This window comes from Bradyrhizobium sp. th-b2 (assembly GCF_000426785.1).
Lineage (GTDB): Bacteria > Pseudomonadota > Alphaproteobacteria > Rhizobiales > Xanthobacteraceae > Bradyrhizobium > Bradyrhizobium septentrionale.
Window position 1 is genome coordinate 89,017 of the sequence record NZ_AUGA01000022.1, and the last position, 15,614, is coordinate 104,630.

At 64.7% G+C, this 15,614-nt stretch carries 18 protein-coding genes; 12 read left to right on the forward strand and 6 right to left on the reverse strand.

The genetic code is table 11. The annotated features are described in order from the left end of the window. Window positions 1–2: 2 nt before the first annotated feature. The 6 genes from K359_RS0125535 (at window position 3) to K359_RS53035 (ending at window position 6,318) form a co-directional block, all read left to right on the forward strand. Entirely contained in the window at window positions 3–941 is a 939-nt protein-coding gene (locus K359_RS0125535) for a carbohydrate ABC transporter permease (RefSeq protein ID WP_029081854.1), read from the forward strand. Beyond that, window positions 941–1,852: a carbohydrate ABC transporter permease gene (locus K359_RS0125540; protein WP_029081855.1), complete on the forward strand. Its 912-nt coding sequence runs from the start codon at window positions 941–943 to the stop codon at window positions 1,850–1,852. The genes K359_RS0125535 and K359_RS0125540 overlap by 1 nt, the downstream gene beginning before the upstream one ends. A 20-nt stretch (window positions 1,853–1,872) precedes the next feature. Further along, the gene (locus K359_RS0125545; RefSeq protein WP_029081856.1) at window positions 1,873–2,973 is read left to right on the forward strand and encodes an ABC transporter ATP-binding protein; all 1,101 of its coding nucleotides are present in this window, start codon (window positions 1,873–1,875) and stop codon (window positions 2,971–2,973) included. A gap of 29 nt (window positions 2,974–3,002) precedes the next feature. Then, window positions 3,003–3,992 (forward strand): hydroxyacid dehydrogenase, encoded by a 990-nt coding sequence (locus tag K359_RS0125550; RefSeq protein ID WP_029081857.1) that lies wholly within the window; start codon window positions 3,003–3,005, stop codon window positions 3,990–3,992. Between the two features lie 67 nt (window positions 3,993–4,059). Then, window positions 4,060–5,484, forward strand: coding sequence for an amidase (locus K359_RS0125555; protein WP_029081858.1), 1,425 nt, complete (start codon window positions 4,060–4,062; stop codon window positions 5,482–5,484). Between the two features lie 183 nt (window positions 5,485–5,667). Then, a complete protein-coding gene (locus K359_RS53035; protein WP_051346407.1) occupies window positions 5,668–6,318 on the forward strand; it encodes a hypothetical protein in 651 nt (216 codons plus the stop codon). On the opposite strand, the gene K359_RS0125565 is transcribed toward K359_RS53035, so the two are convergent. After that, window positions 6,315–6,839 (reverse strand): DUF1993 family protein, encoded by a 525-nt coding sequence (locus K359_RS0125565; protein ID WP_029081859.1) that lies wholly within the window; start codon window positions 6,837–6,839, stop codon window positions 6,315–6,317. The genes K359_RS53035 and K359_RS0125565 overlap by 4 nt on opposite strands. An 86-nt stretch (window positions 6,840–6,925) precedes the next feature. Between K359_RS0125565 and K359_RS0125570 the strand changes: the two genes are divergently transcribed. Next, window positions 6,926–7,699, forward strand: a complete 774-nt coding sequence (locus tag K359_RS0125570) for a transporter substrate-binding domain-containing protein (protein WP_029081860.1) — start codon at window positions 6,926–6,928, stop codon at window positions 7,697–7,699. 187 nt (window positions 7,700–7,886) lie between these two features. Next, window positions 7,887–8,732, forward strand: a complete 846-nt coding sequence (locus K359_RS0125575; RefSeq protein ID WP_029081861.1) for a DUF2147 domain-containing protein — start codon at window positions 7,887–7,889, stop codon at window positions 8,730–8,732. A gap of 69 nt (window positions 8,733–8,801) precedes the next feature. Here K359_RS0125575 and K359_RS0125580 read toward each other — a convergent pair whose 3' ends face one another. After that, on the reverse strand, window positions 8,802–9,206 hold the full coding sequence (locus K359_RS0125580; protein WP_029081862.1) for a cupin domain-containing protein: 405 nt from the start codon (window positions 9,204–9,206) through the stop codon (window positions 8,802–8,804). 40 nt (window positions 9,207–9,246) lie between these two features. Continuing rightward, entirely contained in the window at window positions 9,247–9,945 is a 699-nt protein-coding gene (locus tag K359_RS0125585; protein ID WP_029081863.1) for a ribonuclease activity regulator RraA, read from the reverse strand. 212 nt (window positions 9,946–10,157) lie between these two features. Here K359_RS0125585 and pxpB point away from each other — a divergent pair, with 212 nt between their 5' ends. The 4 genes from pxpB to K359_RS0125605 all read left to right on the forward strand — a co-directional run bounded on the left by pxpB (window position 10,158) and on the right by K359_RS0125605 (window position 13,304). Next, window positions 10,158–10,889 (forward strand): 5-oxoprolinase subunit PxpB, encoded by a 732-nt coding sequence (gene pxpB / locus K359_RS0125590; RefSeq protein ID WP_029081864.1) that lies wholly within the window; start codon window positions 10,158–10,160, stop codon window positions 10,887–10,889. Next, window positions 10,886–11,920 carry a biotin-dependent carboxyltransferase family protein gene (locus K359_RS0125595; protein WP_029081865.1) on the forward strand — a complete coding sequence of 345 codons (1,035 nt, stop codon included), beginning with the start codon at window positions 10,886–10,888 and terminating at the stop codon, window positions 11,918–11,920. The genes pxpB and K359_RS0125595 overlap by 4 nt, the downstream gene beginning before the upstream one ends. 30 nt (window positions 11,921–11,950) lie before the next feature. Continuing rightward, window positions 11,951–12,724: a LamB/YcsF family protein gene (locus K359_RS0125600; RefSeq protein WP_029081866.1), complete on the forward strand. Its 774-nt coding sequence runs from the start codon at window positions 11,951–11,953 to the stop codon at window positions 12,722–12,724. Between the two features lie 151 nt (window positions 12,725–12,875). Further along, entirely contained in the window at window positions 12,876–13,304 is a 429-nt protein-coding gene (locus K359_RS0125605; protein WP_029081867.1) for a hypothetical protein, read from the forward strand. A 74-nt stretch (window positions 13,305–13,378) separates the two neighbouring features. Here K359_RS0125605 and K359_RS61530 read toward each other — a convergent pair whose 3' ends face one another. The 3 genes from K359_RS61530 to K359_RS0125620 all read right to left on the reverse strand — a co-directional run bounded on the left by K359_RS61530 (window position 13,379) and on the right by K359_RS0125620 (window position 15,606). Beyond that, entirely contained in the window at window positions 13,379–13,531 is a 153-nt protein-coding gene (locus tag K359_RS61530; RefSeq protein ID WP_165123581.1) for a hypothetical protein, read from the reverse strand. 330 nt (window positions 13,532–13,861) lie between these two features. Continuing rightward, complete coding sequence (locus K359_RS0125615; RefSeq protein ID WP_029081868.1) at window positions 13,862–15,019, reverse strand: CmpA/NrtA family ABC transporter substrate-binding protein; 1,158 nt, start codon at window positions 15,017–15,019, stop codon at window positions 13,862–13,864. After that, window positions 15,016–15,606 carry an ANTAR domain-containing response regulator gene (locus K359_RS0125620; RefSeq protein ID WP_029081869.1) on the reverse strand — a complete coding sequence of 197 codons (591 nt, stop codon included), beginning with the start codon at window positions 15,604–15,606 and terminating at the stop codon, window positions 15,016–15,018. The genes K359_RS0125615 and K359_RS0125620 overlap by 4 nt, the downstream gene beginning before the upstream one ends. Window positions 15,607–15,614 lie beyond the last annotated feature (8 nt).

Consider the following 15,614-nt stretch of genomic DNA (forward strand, 5'->3'; position numbering starts at 1 on the left):
TTATGGTTGACGTCGCATTCCAATCCAACCGCACAGCCGCAGCTCCGAGCGGGCGACGGCGCACCGGTCTGCGCAATGCGCTGCGGCGCAAATCGATGTCCGCGTTCCTGATGGCGCTGCCGTTGATCCTCCTGATCGGCGTGCTGGTGATCTATCCGGCCATCTACTCGCTGCATCTGGCGACGCTGAACAAGGCGATGACCAAGTTCGTCGGCCTTGGCAACTTCGAGTTCCTGTTCAAGCGCGAGACCTTCTGGCTGGTGGTCAAGCAGTCCTGCATTTTCGCGATCTCGGCAGTGGTCTTCAAAGCGCTGATCGGCTTCATCGTCGCGCATTTCGTGCACAACGTGCCGGCCAACAAGCAGCGCAAATGGCGCGGCATGCTGCTGGTGCCATGGGTGATCCCGCCGGCCATGAGCACGCTGGCCTGGCTGTGGCTGTTCGATCCGTCCTACAGCGCCTTCAACTACACGCTCTCGTTCTTCGGCATCGGGCCGATCCCGTGGACCGGCGACGCCATGTGGGCCCGTTTCTCGGTGATCCTGGTCAACGTCTGGTACGGTGCGCCGTTCTTCATGATCATGTATCTGGCGGCGCTGAAATCGGTGCCCGAGCAGCTCTATGAGGCGGCCGCGATCGACGGCGCCAATTGGTGGCAGCGCATCTGGTATGTGACCTTGCCGATGATGCGCAACATCATTGCGATCACGACGCTGTTCTCGCTGATCGTGACCTTCGCCAATTTCGACATCGTGCGCATCCTGACCGCCGGCGGGCCGCTCGACCACACCCACATCTTTGCGACCTGGGCGTTCCGCGTCGGCATCGAGGGCAGTGACATTCCGCTCGGCGCCAGCGTCTCGCTGTTCATGGTGCCGATCCTCGCGGTCGCGGCGATCTTCATCCTGCGCGACATCACCAAACGCGGGAACGAATCCTGATGAGCACGATGACGATCGACAAGTCCGGACCGACCCGCAAGGTCAAATACGGCAGCATGAGCCGCGATCGGACCTGGGCGCTGCGCTGGTCCTATTTCTTTCTCACGCTGTTTGCGATCTTCTCGCTGGTGCCGCCGCTCTACATGCTGATCACCTCGCTGAAGAGCAGTGCGGAGATTTCCGCGGCGACCAACCCGTGGTGGGTATATCATCCGACGCTCTCCAACTACGCTGAGTTGCTGACCTCGAACCAGTTCCTCCGCTTCTTCTGGAATTCGGCGTGGGTCTCGATCATCGTGGTCACCATCACGATGCTGATCAGCGTGCCGGCGGCCTTTGCGCTGGCGCGGATGAAGTTCTGGGGCTCGGCGACGCTCGCGACCGGAGTGTTCCTGACCTATCTTATTCCGGACAGCCTGCTGTTCATCCCCCTGTTCAAGATGTTCGCGGTGATCGGCGACTGGACCGGCATCCAGCTCATCAATCGCTGGTACGTCCTGCTGTTCATCTATCCGACGCTGACGGTGCCGTTCTGCACCTGGATCATGATCGGCTATTTCGCCTCGATCCCGAAGGAGCTCGACGAGGCCGCGATCATCGACGGCGCGAGCTGGTTCCAGACGTTGACGCGGATCTTCATCCCGGTCGCCCTGCCCGGCCTGATCGCGGCGACGATCTTTGCCTTCACCGTGTCGTGGGCCCAGTTCCTCTATCCGCTGGTGTTCACGACCTCGACCGATCAGCTGGTGCTGCCGGTCGGCATCATCACGACCCTGATCAAGGGCGACGTCTTCAACTGGGGACAGATCATGACCGGCGCCCTGCTCGGCGCTGCGCCGCCGCTGATCATCTACGCCTTCCTGATGGACTACTACATTGCCGGCCTGACCGCCGGTGCGACAAAGGGTTGAACGCGACAAAGGTAGGACTCATGGCTGACGTCAGTTTGCGTAAGGTGGTGAAGCGTTACGACGAGGTCGAGGCGGTGCGCGGCATCGACCTCGATATCGCCGACCATGAGTTCGTGGTGCTGGTGGGCCCAAGCGGCTGTGGCAAGTCGACGACCTTGCGGATGATCGCCGGCCTCGAGGATATCTCCGACGGCGACATCATGATCGGCGGCGATGTGGTCAACGACGTGCCGCCGAAGGACCGCGACATTGCGATGGTGTTCCAGAACTACGCGCTGTACCCGCACATGACGGTCGCCGAGAACATGTCGTTCGGGCTGCGGCTGAAGCACTATCCCAAGGCCGAGATCAAGAGCCGGGTCACCGAAGCCGCCCGCATGCTCGACATCACCGACCTGATCGACCGCAAGCCCAAGCAGCTCTCCGGCGGCCAGCGCCAGCGGGTCGCGATGGGACGCGCCATCGTGCGCAACCCGAAGGTATTCCTGTTCGACGAGCCGCTGTCCAACCTCGACGCCAAGCTGCGCGTGCAGATGCGGATCGAGATCAAGAAGGTGCACCAGAAGGTCCGCACCACGACCGTCTACGTGACCCATGACCAGGTCGAGGCGATGACGCTGGCCGACCGCGTGGTGGTGATGAACCACGGCAGGATCGAGCAGATCGGCACGCCCAACGAGCTCTATCACAAGCCGGCGACCAAGTTCGTCGCCAGCTTCATCGGCTCGCCCGCGATGAACTTCGTGCCGTGCCGGCTCGAGGATGTCGGCGGTAAGCTCAACGTGCGGCTGACCGATCGCCTCACCTTCCCGCTGCCGCCGGCGCGCGCCGCCCGCTACCAGGCGCTTTCCCGCACCGACAAGTTGTTGCTGGGCCTCCGGCCCGAGCATGTCATGGAGGCCCGCCCGCATGCCGAGCCCGGTATCGAGCCGTTCGATGCGGTGCTCGACGTCACCGAGCCGATGGGGATGGAGACGCTGGTCTATTTCACGCTCGAGGGCTCCCAGCTCTGCGGCCGGGTCAATCCCAATGCCGGCGCGCAAGATGGCAGCCCGCTCCGATTGGCTGTGGACCTCAACAATATGCATTTGCTAAATGAGGTGACCGGCGTCGTCCTTTGACGGCGTACAAGAAACCTCAAGGGCAGGAAATGGCCACCAACAAGAAGAAGATTTTCATCACCCAGACTTTGTCACCGGGGGCACGGGTGCTCCTCAACGAGCGGGACGACGTCGAACTGATCGAATTTCCCAACCTGATCTCGGCCAAGGACTTCCAGTCCATGCTGGAGCAGCATGCGCCGGTCCATGGCGTGGCGCTCGGCGCCACCCGGTTCGGCGAGGCAGAGCTGGAAGCCTCCAAGGGCATGATGGTGGTGACCCGGATCGGCGTCGGTTACGACGCCGTCGACGTGCCGGCGCTGTCCCGCCGCAAGGTGCCGCTGATGGTCGCAGGCACCGCGAACTCGCCCTCCGTCGCCGAGCAGGCATTGTTCATGATGCTGACGCTGGCCAAGCGCGCGAACGAAATGCACGCGATGGTCAAGGACGGTACCTGGGCGAGCCGGCTCGGCGTGCTGCCGTTCGATCTCTACGGCAAGACGGCGCTGATCGTGGGCTTCGGCCGCATCGGCACCCGCACCGCCAAGCGCTGCCTTGCGATGGAAATGAACGTGCTGGTCTATGATCCCTACAAGCCCGCCAGCGAGATCACGGCGGCCGGTTGCGAGGCGGTGCCGAGCTTAGAGGCGGCATTGCCGCAGGCGGATTTCGTCACGATCCACTGCCCTAAATCGCCCGAGACCGTCGGCATGTTCAACGCGGCGCGGATCAGGCTGATGAAGCCGACCGCCTATCTCATCAACACCGCCCGCGGCGGCATCGTCGATGAGACGGCGCTGCACGACGCGCTGGTATCGGGCAAGATCGCCGGCGCGGGCCTCGACGTGTTCGAGGTCGAGCCGCCGCCGGTTGGTCAGCCGCTGCACGCTTTGCCCAACGTGATCATGGCGCCGCATGTTGCGGGTGTCACCGTCGAGGCCGTCGATCGCATGAGCGAGCAGACCGCGCGCAATATCCTGAGCGTGCTGGACGGCAATCCGCTGCGCCAGAATGTGATCAACCAGGACGTCCTCGGCTGAGCGCTCAGCCTTCCTCTTTGCGCCGCGGCCGATCCTTGCGATCGGCCCGGCGATGCGGAGCACCCACATGGCCTTCAAGGAATTCGGCAACTACGATGCAGTCGGTCTGGCCGAGCTCGTCCGCAACAAGGACGTGACGGCAAAGGAGCTGCTCGACGAGGCGATCGCGCGCACAGCCGCCGTCGATCCGAAGATCAACGCGGTCGTCGTCAAGCATTACGACTACGCCGAACGCCAGATTGCCAAGGGATTGCCTGACGGTCCCTTCACCGGCGTGCCGTTCCTGCTCAAGGACCTCGACCTGCTCGAGGGCACGCGCACCACGTCGGGCGCGAGCCTGTTGAAAGATTTCGTCGCCGATCACAACGGCACGCTGGCCCAGCGCTTCCTCGATGCCGGCCTCACGATCTTCGGCAAGAGCGCGAGCCCCGAGTTCGGCCTGATGCCGACGACGGAATCCCGCCTGTTCGGCCCGACCCGCAATCCCTGGAATCTCGACCATTCCTCCGGCGGATCGTCCGGCGGCGCGGGGGCTGCGGTCGCGGCACGCATCCTGCCCGTCGCACACGCCAGCGATGGCGGCGGGTCGATCCGGATCCCCGCTTCGGCCTCCGGCGTGTTCGGCGTGAAGCCGACGCGCGCCCGCAACCCGTGTGGTCCCGACCGCGGCGAAGGCTGGGGCGGCTTTTCCGTTGGTCATGTGCTCAGCATCAGCGTCCGCGACAGCGCGGTGATGATGGATGCGATCCATGGCCCGGAGCCGTCGAGCCTCTACGTCGCGCCGGCGCCGGAGCGGCCGTTCTCCCAGGAGGTCGGCCGCGATCCCGGCCATTTGCGCATCAGCTTCACCGGCAAGTCGCCCTATGGCGACGCCATCGATTCCGAGATCGCCGCGGCGGTCCGCGACATTGCCAAGCTGCTGGCGGGCCTCGGCCATCATGTCGAGGAGCGCGCGCCGCCGCTTGCGGCCGATCCGGCAGTGACCATGACGACGATCGTCGGCGGCAACACGGCGCTGACGATCCGCCTGCTCGAGCAGCGCGTTGGGCGCAAGCTGACCTCCGATGACGTCGAGCGCCTGACGCTGGCGAGCGCGGAGAATTCGGTCAAGCTGACACCGGTCGACTACGTCGCCGCGCAGCTTGCGGCATTCCAGATCTCGCGCGCCCTCGCGACCTTCTTCGAAGGCTGCGACATCTTCCTCAGCCCGACACTGTGCGCGCCGCCGCTCCGCCTTGGCGAGCTGAACACGATGTCCGAGGATCTGACCCACATCGCACCGGTGCTGCGCCGCTACATGCCTGGCACCTCGATGTTCAATATGTCCGGGCAACCGGCGATGTCGGTGCCGCTGGCCTGGAACAAGGCCGGATTGCCGCTCGGCATGATGTTCGCGGCCAAGCTCGGCCAGGAAGGTCTGCTGTTCCGGCTGGCCAGCCAGCTCGAACAGGTCCGCCCCTGGAAGGACCGCCGCCCGCCGGTCTCGGCCTAATAGCGTTTTCGAGCGAAGTGGCTCCCGGTTCGCGTCAAGAAAACGCGTCCGATAAAGAAACCTGGAGCTTCGGCTCTGATTCAATCAGAGCCGAAGCTCCAGGCTGACAAAGGGTAGTCCGATCAGGTAGATAGGAAGGGCGCCGGCACGATTCCGCCGGCGTCCTGCCTAGGAGACCGAACCGTGAGCGACCCGACCGACAATGCGCTCGCCGCAATCGCGAGTATTCTCGATCAAACGACGACGCCTCCCGAGACGGCCAAATCGGCCGACAAGTCGTCCGACAAGACTGCGGACAAGGCAGCCGAGGCCGTCGAGGAGCCGCCGGTCTCCGTGGCGATGCCACCGCCCTTGCCATCGTCCGTCGGAGTCGTCTCCATCGAATCCGTGGTCGTCTCCATCGAAGCCGTGTCCGTCGAGGTCGCGCCCGTCGAGCCGCCGCCGATCGAGCAGCCCGAGCCGGTCGAACCGGAGTCAATCGAACCGAAGTCAGTCGAAGCAGAGTCAGTCGAACCGGAGCCGAGCAAGCCGGAGCCCGACCAACCACCGCGACCGATCGAGGCCAACGGCTATTCCAAGTCGGGCCCAGGCCCGATGGCCGCGCTGCGCTTCCGCTGGACGGTGCGCGAGGATGACGGCCGCTACTATGTCGACGAGACCGTCGGCGAAGGATCGAGCCCTCACGTCAACGGCCCGATGGACGGCGACGCCGCGATCAAGTTTGTCGACGAACGCGAGGCCGAAGCGCGGCGGCGCTTCGAGCACTTCAAGCACGAGATGATCAGCCGTAGCGCGACCACGCTTCGGGCGAGCAAGGACAGCAACGAGGGCTAGCCCTGCGGCGGCCTTGGTGGTCCCAGAAAGTCCTTCTTCGCAAGATTGACGCCGGCATGGCGCAGGATGTCGTAGGCCGTTGCGACGTGGAAGAAGAACTGCGGAACGCTGAAGGTCAGAATCAGGGATTTGCCGGTGAAGGGCCTGGTCGCGCCGCTCCGGAATGTGAAGACCACGTCCTTGTCGCCAGCGGCGTCGATCGTCGCCTGCGGCAGGCTCCGCGCAAAATCGATCGTGGCCGCAATGCGTGCTTTCAGCTCGGCGATGTCGGGCTCCGCCTCGGCGAAGGCCGGCGGCGCGCAGCCCGCCAGCAACGCGCAGCTCAGGACGACATGCCGGTTCGCCTCTCCGACCGGCTGGCGAAGGCTGTACATATCAGGCGAAAGCCGCGTCGCCAGCAGCACGTCAGGATCGATGTTGCGAGCCCTGGCGTGGGCCTCCGCGCGATCGAGCAGCGCGGAAAGATTGCGCAGATACGGCACATAGACACCGACGGACGCTTCATGGAGCGAGATGGTCACTTTTGCGCCCGCTTTGCTGGCTCGATCGTCCCATCTGGTCTAAATGCTCCGCAGCGACATGTCATGGGAATTGACGGAGACATCAGATGTTTCGCGCGCTGGCCGGCCTCGCTCTCGCTTTGCTCCTGTCTGCCGCGCATGCGCAGCAGGCGCCGTCGCGGCTCGACGAGATCGTCAAGCGCGGCACCTTGCGCGTCGGCATGACCGGCGACTACCTGCCCTTCACCGCGCTCGACAAGGAAACGAAGACGTTCCGCGGTTTCGACGTCGACATGGCGCAGTCGCTCGGCAAGGCGCTCGGCGTCAAGGTCGAGTTCGTGCCGACATCGTGGCCGCAGATGATGAAGGATTTCGAGGCCGACAGTTTCGACATCGCGATGGGCGGCGTCTCCATCACTTTCGACCGGCAGAAGAAGGGCCTGTTCTCGACCCCGATCATGCGCGAGGGTAAGACCCCGATCGCGCGCTGCGCGGACAAGGACAAGTTCGAGACGATCGCCGAGATCGACAAGCCGGGCACCCGCGTCATCGTCAATCCCGGCGGCACCAATGAGCGCTTTGCCCGCGCCAATGTGAAGACCGCCGAGATCCGCGTCTTCAACGACAATACAAAAATCTTCGACGAGATCGCCACGGGCGACGCCGACCTGATGATGACCGATGCGTCCGAGACGCGCTATCAGCAGAAGCTGCATCCCGGCGTGCTCTGCGCCGTGCACCCCGACAAGCCGTTCGACTTCGCGGAGAAGGCCTACTGGATACAGCGCGACGTCGCCTTGAAAGCGTTCGTCGACCAGTGGCTCCATATCGCGCGCGAGGATGGCAGCTACGCGAAAATCTATGCTGCGTGGTTCGAGTAGCTTGCGGCAAACGCGCCTGTTTGAGCGCCCACAAAGTTGACGCGCTCGGCCTGAAACCAGGCCGCAATCCAGTGACTTGAACCAAAGTCCCGAGGACACGACTCATGTTTTGACCGTGATTGGGGCACGTTCAACGGAGCGGGTCGCCACGTAGCCTTGGGAATAATTCCCTGCACTGGAGGTCGAGATGAGGAAGCTTCTCGCGATCGCCACGCTTTTGTTGGCGGGCACGGCGGCAGCGCAGGCGCAATACACCTTCGACTATGACGGCCGTACCATCCGGATCGATCCGGATCGCGGAACGGTTTCGATTCCCGGCGTCTACGACAATACCCCCCGCCGCACCAAGCGCACCAAGGGCGAGGACACCGGGCAGAAGCGCAAGCCGGCTCCGACGGAAGCCAAGACTGACGCCAAGATAGCTCCCACGACAAATCCCCAGCCCGCGCCCGGCGCGCCGCCTGCGGCTGCAGCGCCCGCCCCGCCTGCCGTTGATCAGGCAACTGCCCCGGCGGCGCCCACGCCAGCGACAGCTACGGAGCCAGCCAAGACAAGCGTCGCGGCCACGCCGCCTCCGGCTGCGGCAGCGACCACGCCCCCGCCGCCACCCGCTCCGCCAGTTGTGCAGCAAAGCGTTGCGCCGGCGGCAAGGCCCGCCGCGGCGTCTACGGTCGGCGCCGTCGCGCAACCTCCGGCCGCGGCGCCCAGGTCGGCAGCGAATCCCGTGCTGACCGCCAATTCACCGCTCGGCGTCTGGCTGACCGAAGAGAAGGAAGGAAAGGTCCGCATCGAGCAATGCGGCGCCAATCTCTGCGGCTACGCCGTCGACAAGAAGTCGAACGCTAACGGCGAACAGATTCTGATCAACATGAAGCCCGGCAAGGACAAGTGGAGCGGCCGCATCTTCGACCCCAACAGCGGCAGCACCTACGATTCCACGATCGCGTTGAAGAGCTCCGATACACTGCGCGTCCAGGGTTGCGCGTTCGGCGGCATGTTCTGCGGCGGCCAGACCTGGACGCGGGTGAATTGATCGCCTCCATTGGAAAAGCAAAAGCCCCGCTTCATGAGCGGGGCTTTTCTCTTGGCTGGCTGCGACGTATCAGCCGAGCTTGCCGTTGTACTCCTCGTCGGTGACGTGCTCCATCCAGGTCGAAAACACGCCGTCGAGCGCCTCCTGCATGGCAATGTGGGTCATGCTGTTGCCGGGGGACGCGCCATGCCAGTGCTTCTCGTTCGGCGGAATCCAGACGACGTCGCCGGGGCGGATTTCCCTGATCGGGCCGCCCTTGGCCTGCACCCGGCCGATGCCTGATATCACGTAGAGCGTTTGTCCGAGCGGATGGGTGTGCCAGGCCGTGCGGGCGCCGGGCTCAAACGACACGCGCGATGCGTTCAGGCGCGCCGGTGCGGGTGCCATGTTTATCGGGTCCTGCAGCACGCTGCCGGTGAAGTTCTCCTTCGGCGCGCGGCGGGTCGGCCGCGAGCCGGAAACGTGGATATCCATGGGGTTACCTCCCTCTCTTGAAGTTATTTCTTGCTTGACGTTATTTCTTGCTTGCGGCGTAGCGCGCCTTGGTCTCGGCGTTCATCGGATACAGGCCCGGCAGCTGCGCGCCGTTGTTCACCTCGTTGACGATCCAGGCTTCCATCCGCTCCTGCTCCGGCCCTTCGGCCAGTACATGATCGAGGAAGGCTTGCGGGATCAGCACGGCGCCGTCCTGGTCGGCCACCACCACGTCGTTCGGAAACACGGCAACGCCGCCACAGGCGATCGGTTCACCCCAGCCGACGAAGGTCAGGCCTGCGACCGACGGTGGCGCGGCGTAGCCGTCGCACCACACCGGCAGGCCGGTGCCGAGCACGCCCTCGACGTCGCGCACCACGCCGTCGGTGATCAGCGCCGTCACCCCGCGCTTGACCATGCGCGCGCAGAGGATGTCTCCGAAAACGCCGGCGTCGGTGATGCCCATGGCATCGATCACGGCAATGCAGCCCGCCGGCATCGCCTCGATCGCGGTGCGGGTCGAGATCGGCGACGACCAGGATTCCGGCGTCGCCAGATCCTCGCGGGCCGGCACGAAGCGCAGCGTGAAGGCGGGTCCGACCAGCCGCTTCTGTCCCGGCTTCAGCGGCTTGGTGCCGCGCATCCAGATGTTGCGCAGGCCCTTCTTGAGCAGGACGGTGGTGATGGTGGCGGTGGACACGTGCGACAGCGTCGCGATCGCTTCGGCGGACAGTGACATCTGGAAAGGTTGCTCCGATGGGAGGAAGAGACCGGCGCATGTTGCCGGGCAAAGGCGTTGCGTCAAGGGCTGCGCGAAAATGCTGCGATCATCTGCATTTATCGCTGGCATGCCGATTAATTTATTGAAGTTGCTGTATCTTTTTGCACGAGACGAATTCCGTTTCGCTGCAAAACACGCTAGCTTGATAGCCAACGAGTCCGTTTGATCCAATGGCCGAAACGCTAGCTCCTCCCCGCCTTTTGCCGAGTGGCGACAGCGCCATCACGGTGGAATTCAGCCGCACCATCGACGACGCCGCCAACCGGCGCGTGCTCGCGCTCGACCGCCTGATCGCAGCCGAGCCGATCACAGGCATCACCGAAACCGTGCCGACCTACCGCTCGCTGCTGGTGCATTACGATCCCGTGCAGATCACCTTCGATGTGCTCGGCGAGCAACTGCTCGCGCGCGCCGCCAAGGCGCCGCCGAGCGAAACCGGAACGCGACGCTGGCGCATCCCGGTCACCTATGGCGGCGAGCACGGCATCGATCTCGAGGATGTGGCGAAGGCGCTAAAGACCACGCCGGATGAGATCGTGGCCCGCCATGTCGCCGGCGACTATCGCGTCGCCATGATCGGCTTCACGCCCGGCTGGTCCTATCTCAGCGGGCTGGAGAAATTCCTGCACATGCCCCGGCGCAAGGACCCGCGGCTGCTGACCCCGGCCGGCACCATCTCGATCGGCGGCATCCAGACCGGCGTGCAGTGCCTGGCTGGCCCGAGCGGCTGGCACCTGCTCGGCCGCACCCCCGTGCGCACCTATCAATTGCATCGCGATCCGACCTTCCTGCTGGAGCCGGGCGATGCCATCACCTTCGCGGCGGTCGATGCCAAGACCTTTGCCGAACAGGATCGCGCCGCCGAGGCCGGCGAGTTCGTCGCAGAACTGGTGACGCCATGAGCAAACTCGTCGTCAGCTCGATTGGCCCGGCAAGCTCGGTGCAGGACGGCGGGCGTCCGGGCTCGCAGCGCTACGGCCTGACACCGAGCGGCGCGATGGACCGGCTTTCGCTCGCTGCCGCCAACACGCTGGTCGGCAATGACCAGCTCGCCGCCGCAATCGAGATCGGCCCGTTCGGCGCGGCCTTGACCGCGCGTGGCGGCGCCGTGCGCGTCGGGCTCGCCGGCGCGCCGCGCAATGCCGATATCGGCGGCCGCGCGGTTGCCTTCGACAGTACGGCCACCCTCGCCGAGGGCGAGACGCTCAATCTCGGGTTCGCACGCGGCGGCTCGTTCAGCTATCTCGCGATCGAGCACGGCATCGAGGGTGAGCCGATGTTCGGCAGCCTCGCCGTCAACGCCCGCGCCGGGCTCGGCAGCCCGTATCCGCGGCCGCTGCAGAGCGGCGACGAACTGAAGACGCAGGCCGCCAGCAGTGCACCCGAGCGCCGCATCGAATTGCCGGCCGCCACCGATGCGCCGATCCGCATCGTGTTCGGCCCGCAGGACGACGAGTTCGCCGAAGAAAACAAGAAGCTGTTCACCGACAGCGAGTGGAAGATCTCGGCCACCAGCGACCGGATGGGCTACCGCCTCGAAGGCCCGGTGATAAAACACCTCGACGGCCACAACATCGTTTCCGACGGCACCGTGAACGGCAGCATTCAGGTGCCCGGCAACGGGCAGCCGATCGTGCTGATGCCGGACCGCGGCACCAGCGGCGGCTATCCGAAGATCGCGACCGTGATCTCGGCCGATTTCGGCCGCTTCGCGCAAATCTCCGCTGGCCGGCCGTTCCGCTTCAAGGCGGTGACAATGGCCGAAGCGCAGGCCGAGGCGATCAAGTTCCATCAGCTGCTGCGGTCCCTGCCCGACCGGCTCCGCGGCATTGAGGACTTTGGCCTCAACATCGAGGCGCTGAGAGATGCTAACGTCGCGGGCCAGGCGGTCAGCGCCATCGACGCCGCGACCTGGCAGGTCGCCGTCCCGTAGAATCAAACCAACAACAACGGATCGATCGTCATGACCTCAACCATCGACCTCAATTGCGATCTCGGCGAAAGTTTTGGGCCCTGGGAAATGGGCAATGATGCCGCGATGATCGAGCTTGCGACCTCGGTCAACGTCGCCTGCGGCTTCCATGCCGGCGATGCCGACATCATGCGCAAGACGGTCGAGCTGGCGAAGGCGCGCGGCGTCAGCGTCGGCGCCCATCCCGGCTATCGCGATCTGCACGGCTTCGGCCGCCGCCCGATGCCGGGACTGAGTTCCTCGGAGATCGAGAACCTGATCGCCTACCAGATCGGCGCCTTGCAGGCGATCGCGACCGCGGCCGGCCACAAGGTCACCCATGTGAAGGCGCACGGCGCGATTTCCAACGTTGCCTGCGAGGACGACATGACCGCACGGGCGATCGCCAATGCGATCAAGGCGGTCGACCCCAATCTCATCTTCGTGGTGCTGGCGAACTCGAAGCTGGTGCGCGCCGGCGAAGCCGCCAATCTCAGGATGGCGCATGAGGTGTTCGCCGACCGCGCCTATGAGGACGACGGCAATCTGGTGTCGCGCAAGAAGCCCGGCGCGGTGCTGCACGATCCCAAGGCGATCGCCGAGCGCGTGGTGCGGATGGTGCAGGATGGCGCAGTGGTGTCGGTCACCGGCAAGGTGATCAAGATGCAGACCGATACCGTCTGCATCCATGGTGACACGCATGGCGCCGTCGAGATCGCGCGCGGCCTGCGCGAGGCGCTGAGCAAGGCCGGCATCACGGTAGCGCCCTTCAAGACCGCGCACTGAGCCACCATCGCATCGACTGACAAGGGCCGGCCGTCGCGCCGGCCCTTTTAGATTCCGTTAAGAGTCTTCTTAAACCCAAACTTGCCGTTTGATTGTTAGGTGCAGCTTCCGAGCCTTTGATTGTCCTCTCAGGAAAATTGGGTACGAAAGCATGTTCCGCACCAGCCTCTCCCTCGCAGTTGCCGCGGTTGCCACGGCCGCCTTCACCAGCGCAGCATCCGCCGGCTGCTCCAGCTGCTACACGCCGCCGCCCCAACCCTGCACGACCTGCTATCAGGTGCAGAGCGTGCCGCCGCAATATCGCACGGTGCAGGAAACCGTGATGGTGGCGCCGGGCCGCGTGATCGCGCATCGCACGCCGGCGCAGTATCGGACCGTGATGGTACCAAGGACGGTGATGGTCGCGCCGGGGGGCGTCGCCTATGAGCGCATCGCGCCGCAATACGCCACCCAGGAGCGCACCCAGATGGTGTCGCCGGGCTATTCCTACTACGCGCCGGTGCAGCCGACCTGCAACACCTGCGGCGGTGGCGGCGGTTACGGTTACGGTTACGGATATGGATACGGCTCCGGATACTGAACGATCAGCATCCCGCCAACACAAAGCCGCCGCCTGAGGACATCAGACGGCGGCTTTTGAATTTTCTGAAGACGTCAGAACGGATGGACGGACAGCGTGCCGAACACGATGGCCGCGATCACCGCAAAGGCGCTGTAGAGCGCCGCGGTATGAATTCCGCTTCCGGACTTCCTTGAAACTTGTCGCGCGTAAAAGTGCAGGCGGGCTTCCGCCGATAGCTCGCGCATGGTCGATCTCCAACGCCCCATTCTCGGGCATATGGAATAGCGTTCGCTCCGGGATTCAAGCGGGCGGCGAAAATAGCGATGCCGCCACCTCGGGGAACTGGGTTCCGAGTGGAATATTCTTCCTCGTGGTTTCCCCCGAGAATCTTATTCGTTGCAATTCGAGGCGTTGGGAACCAGCGCCAGTCCCGCAATAACCGAAAATCTCGAAAACAACCCCATGCAAAGTAGCCGGAGGTGGATAGCTGAGCCGCTGCCGCGTCTGTTGCTCATCCTTGCCCAGCAACAAAAGTACCGGCCGCGCGTCCCGGCGGAGCCGCCGTTGCGTCGCGCTCAGGGCTTCCAGCGCCCGATCTTGAACGCCGCCAGGTGGCCCGGAACGTCGCTCGGATCGAACGGTGGACCGGCGAACGCGCCGATCAAGTTGGGGGCTCCTGTCGGGCGGCCGGACGCGGCGTCAAAGAGGTCGGGCCTGAACACGGCCATGGCGGACTTCAGCGCCTCCGGCCGATATGGCGTCTGGCCCCAGCGAACCATCTGGGCGTAGAGCCATGCCGCCTGCCCCGGGTCCGGCCGCGCAGCCGCTTCGCGCCCGACCAGGAGGTAGCGGTTGCTCTCGCGCATGGTGCCATCAGGCGCGATCTTCAGCCGGCCATCGAACGTGCGCTGGATGACGCTGGCGTCGACGCCGATCCGCTCCGGCTGGGCGAGGATACGCGCCACCTCGGATCGGTTCTCGGGCCGCTCGATGAATTCCGCGGCGCGCAGATGCGCGCGCACCAGCGACGCCACGGCGTCGGGATGCTTCTCCGACCAGGCCTGGCGGACCGCCAGCACCTTCTCGACCGCACTGAGCAGGATGTCGGAGACGAAGTGCAGGATATGGCCGATGCCGAGATCGACCGCGACCGAATTCCAGGGCGCGCCGACGCAGAACGCATCGACATGGCCGTTGGCGAGACTGTCCACCATATAGGGCGGCGGCAGCACCACGAGCTGGACGTCCTCGTCCGGATCGACACCACCGGCCGCCATCCAGAACCGCAGCTGATAATTGTGGGTCGAGAACGGGAAGGTCATGCCGAAGGTCAACGGCTCCGCCCCGCTCTTCCGCCGCTTCGCCACCACACGGGCAAGCGCCTGCGAGGTCGCCATCGGGTCGAAGTGGTCGCCGTCGATCTCTTCCATCAGTGCTGCATGCAGCGCCGGCGATACCGTGATGGCGTTGCCGTTGAGCCCGAGATTGAACGGCGCCGCGATCGGCACCTTGACGTGGCCAAGCCCGAGACTCGAGGCGATCGCCACCGGCGCCAGCAGATGGGCTGCGTCGAACAGGCCGATGTTGAGCTTGTCGCGGACGTTCGACCACGACACTTCGCGCACCAGCGTGACGTCGAGGCCTTCCGCCGCGGCAAAACCCTTGTCGACAGCTACGATCAGCGCGGCAGCGTCCACCAGCGGAATGAATCCGATGCGCAAGGGTGTGGTCATTTCAGCAGCTCCGACGCCGTCAGGATCGATTGCGCGATCTCCCCGATCTTCTTCTTCTCGCGCATCGCGGTCGAGCGCATCAGCACATAGGCCTCCTCCTCGGTCAGCCCCTTCACCTTCATCAGGATGCCCTTGGCGCGGTCGATCACCTTGCGCTCCTCCAGCGCATGCTTGGTCCGGTCGAGCTCGTCCTGCAGCTTGGAGAAGGCATTGAAGCGGGAGACGCAGAGATCGAGGATCGGCTTCATGCGTTCTTTTTTGAGGCCGTCGACGATATAGGCCGAGACGCCCGCCTCCACCGACGCCTGGATCGAGGCGGCGTCACTCTGGTCGACGAACATCGCGATCGGCCGGCGCACGGCCCGGCTGACCTGGAACATCTGTTCCAGCACGTCGCGGCTGGGGTTCTCAAGGTCGATGACAATGATGTCGGGGTCGAGCGCGTAGATCCGCGAGAGCAGGCTCTGCATCTCGCTGATATGGACGACGTCGGTATAGCCGGCCTCCCGCAGCCCCTCCTCAAGGATGGCTGCGCGGATCGGGCTCTCGTCGACTATGACGATCTTGGGAGACGACTCAGCGCTCATCGACGACT

Excerpts from the sequence above, each read along its gene's own strand:
- K359_RS0125535 (WP_029081854.1), top strand. The coding sequence starts at position 3 with ATGGTTGACGTCGCATTCCAATCCAACCGCACAGCCGCAGCTCCGAGC.
- K359_RS0125540 (WP_029081855.1), top strand. The coding sequence starts at position 941 with ATGAGCACGATGACGATCGACAAGTCCGGACCGACCCGCAAGGTCAAA.
- K359_RS0125545 (WP_029081856.1), top strand. The coding sequence starts at position 1,873 with ATGGCTGACGTCAGTTTGCGTAAGGTGGTGAAGCGTTACGACGAGGTC.
- K359_RS0125550 (WP_029081857.1), top strand. The coding sequence starts at position 3,003 with ATGGCCACCAACAAGAAGAAGATTTTCATCACCCAGACTTTGTCACCG.
- K359_RS0125555 (WP_029081858.1), top strand. The coding sequence starts at position 4,060 with ATGGCCTTCAAGGAATTCGGCAACTACGATGCAGTCGGTCTGGCCGAG.
- K359_RS0125570 (WP_029081860.1), top strand. The coding sequence starts at position 6,926 with ATGTTTCGCGCGCTGGCCGGCCTCGCTCTCGCTTTGCTCCTGTCTGCC.
- K359_RS0125575 (WP_029081861.1), top strand. The coding sequence starts at position 7,887 with ATGAGGAAGCTTCTCGCGATCGCCACGCTTTTGTTGGCGGGCACGGCG.
- K359_RS0125580 (WP_029081862.1), bottom strand. The coding sequence starts at position 9,206 with ATGGATATCCACGTTTCCGGCTCGCGGCCGACCCGCCGCGCGCCGAAG.
- K359_RS0125585 (WP_029081863.1), bottom strand. The coding sequence starts at position 9,945 with ATGTCACTGTCCGCCGAAGCGATCGCGACGCTGTCGCACGTGTCCACC.
- pxpB (WP_029081864.1), top strand. The coding sequence starts at position 10,158 with ATGGCCGAAACGCTAGCTCCTCCCCGCCTTTTGCCGAGTGGCGACAGC.
- K359_RS0125595 (WP_029081865.1), top strand. The coding sequence starts at position 10,886 with ATGAGCAAACTCGTCGTCAGCTCGATTGGCCCGGCAAGCTCGGTGCAG.
- K359_RS0125600 (WP_029081866.1), top strand. The coding sequence starts at position 11,951 with ATGACCTCAACCATCGACCTCAATTGCGATCTCGGCGAAAGTTTTGGG.
- K359_RS0125605 (WP_029081867.1), top strand. The coding sequence starts at position 12,876 with ATGTTCCGCACCAGCCTCTCCCTCGCAGTTGCCGCGGTTGCCACGGCC.
- K359_RS61530 (WP_165123581.1), bottom strand. The coding sequence starts at position 13,531 with ATGCGCGAGCTATCGGCGGAAGCCCGCCTGCACTTTTACGCGCGACAA.
- K359_RS0125615 (WP_029081868.1), bottom strand. The coding sequence starts at position 15,019 with ATGACCACACCCTTGCGCATCGGATTCATTCCGCTGGTGGACGCTGCC.
- K359_RS0125620 (WP_029081869.1), bottom strand. The coding sequence starts at position 15,606 with ATGAGCGCTGAGTCGTCTCCCAAGATCGTCATAGTCGACGAGAGCCCG.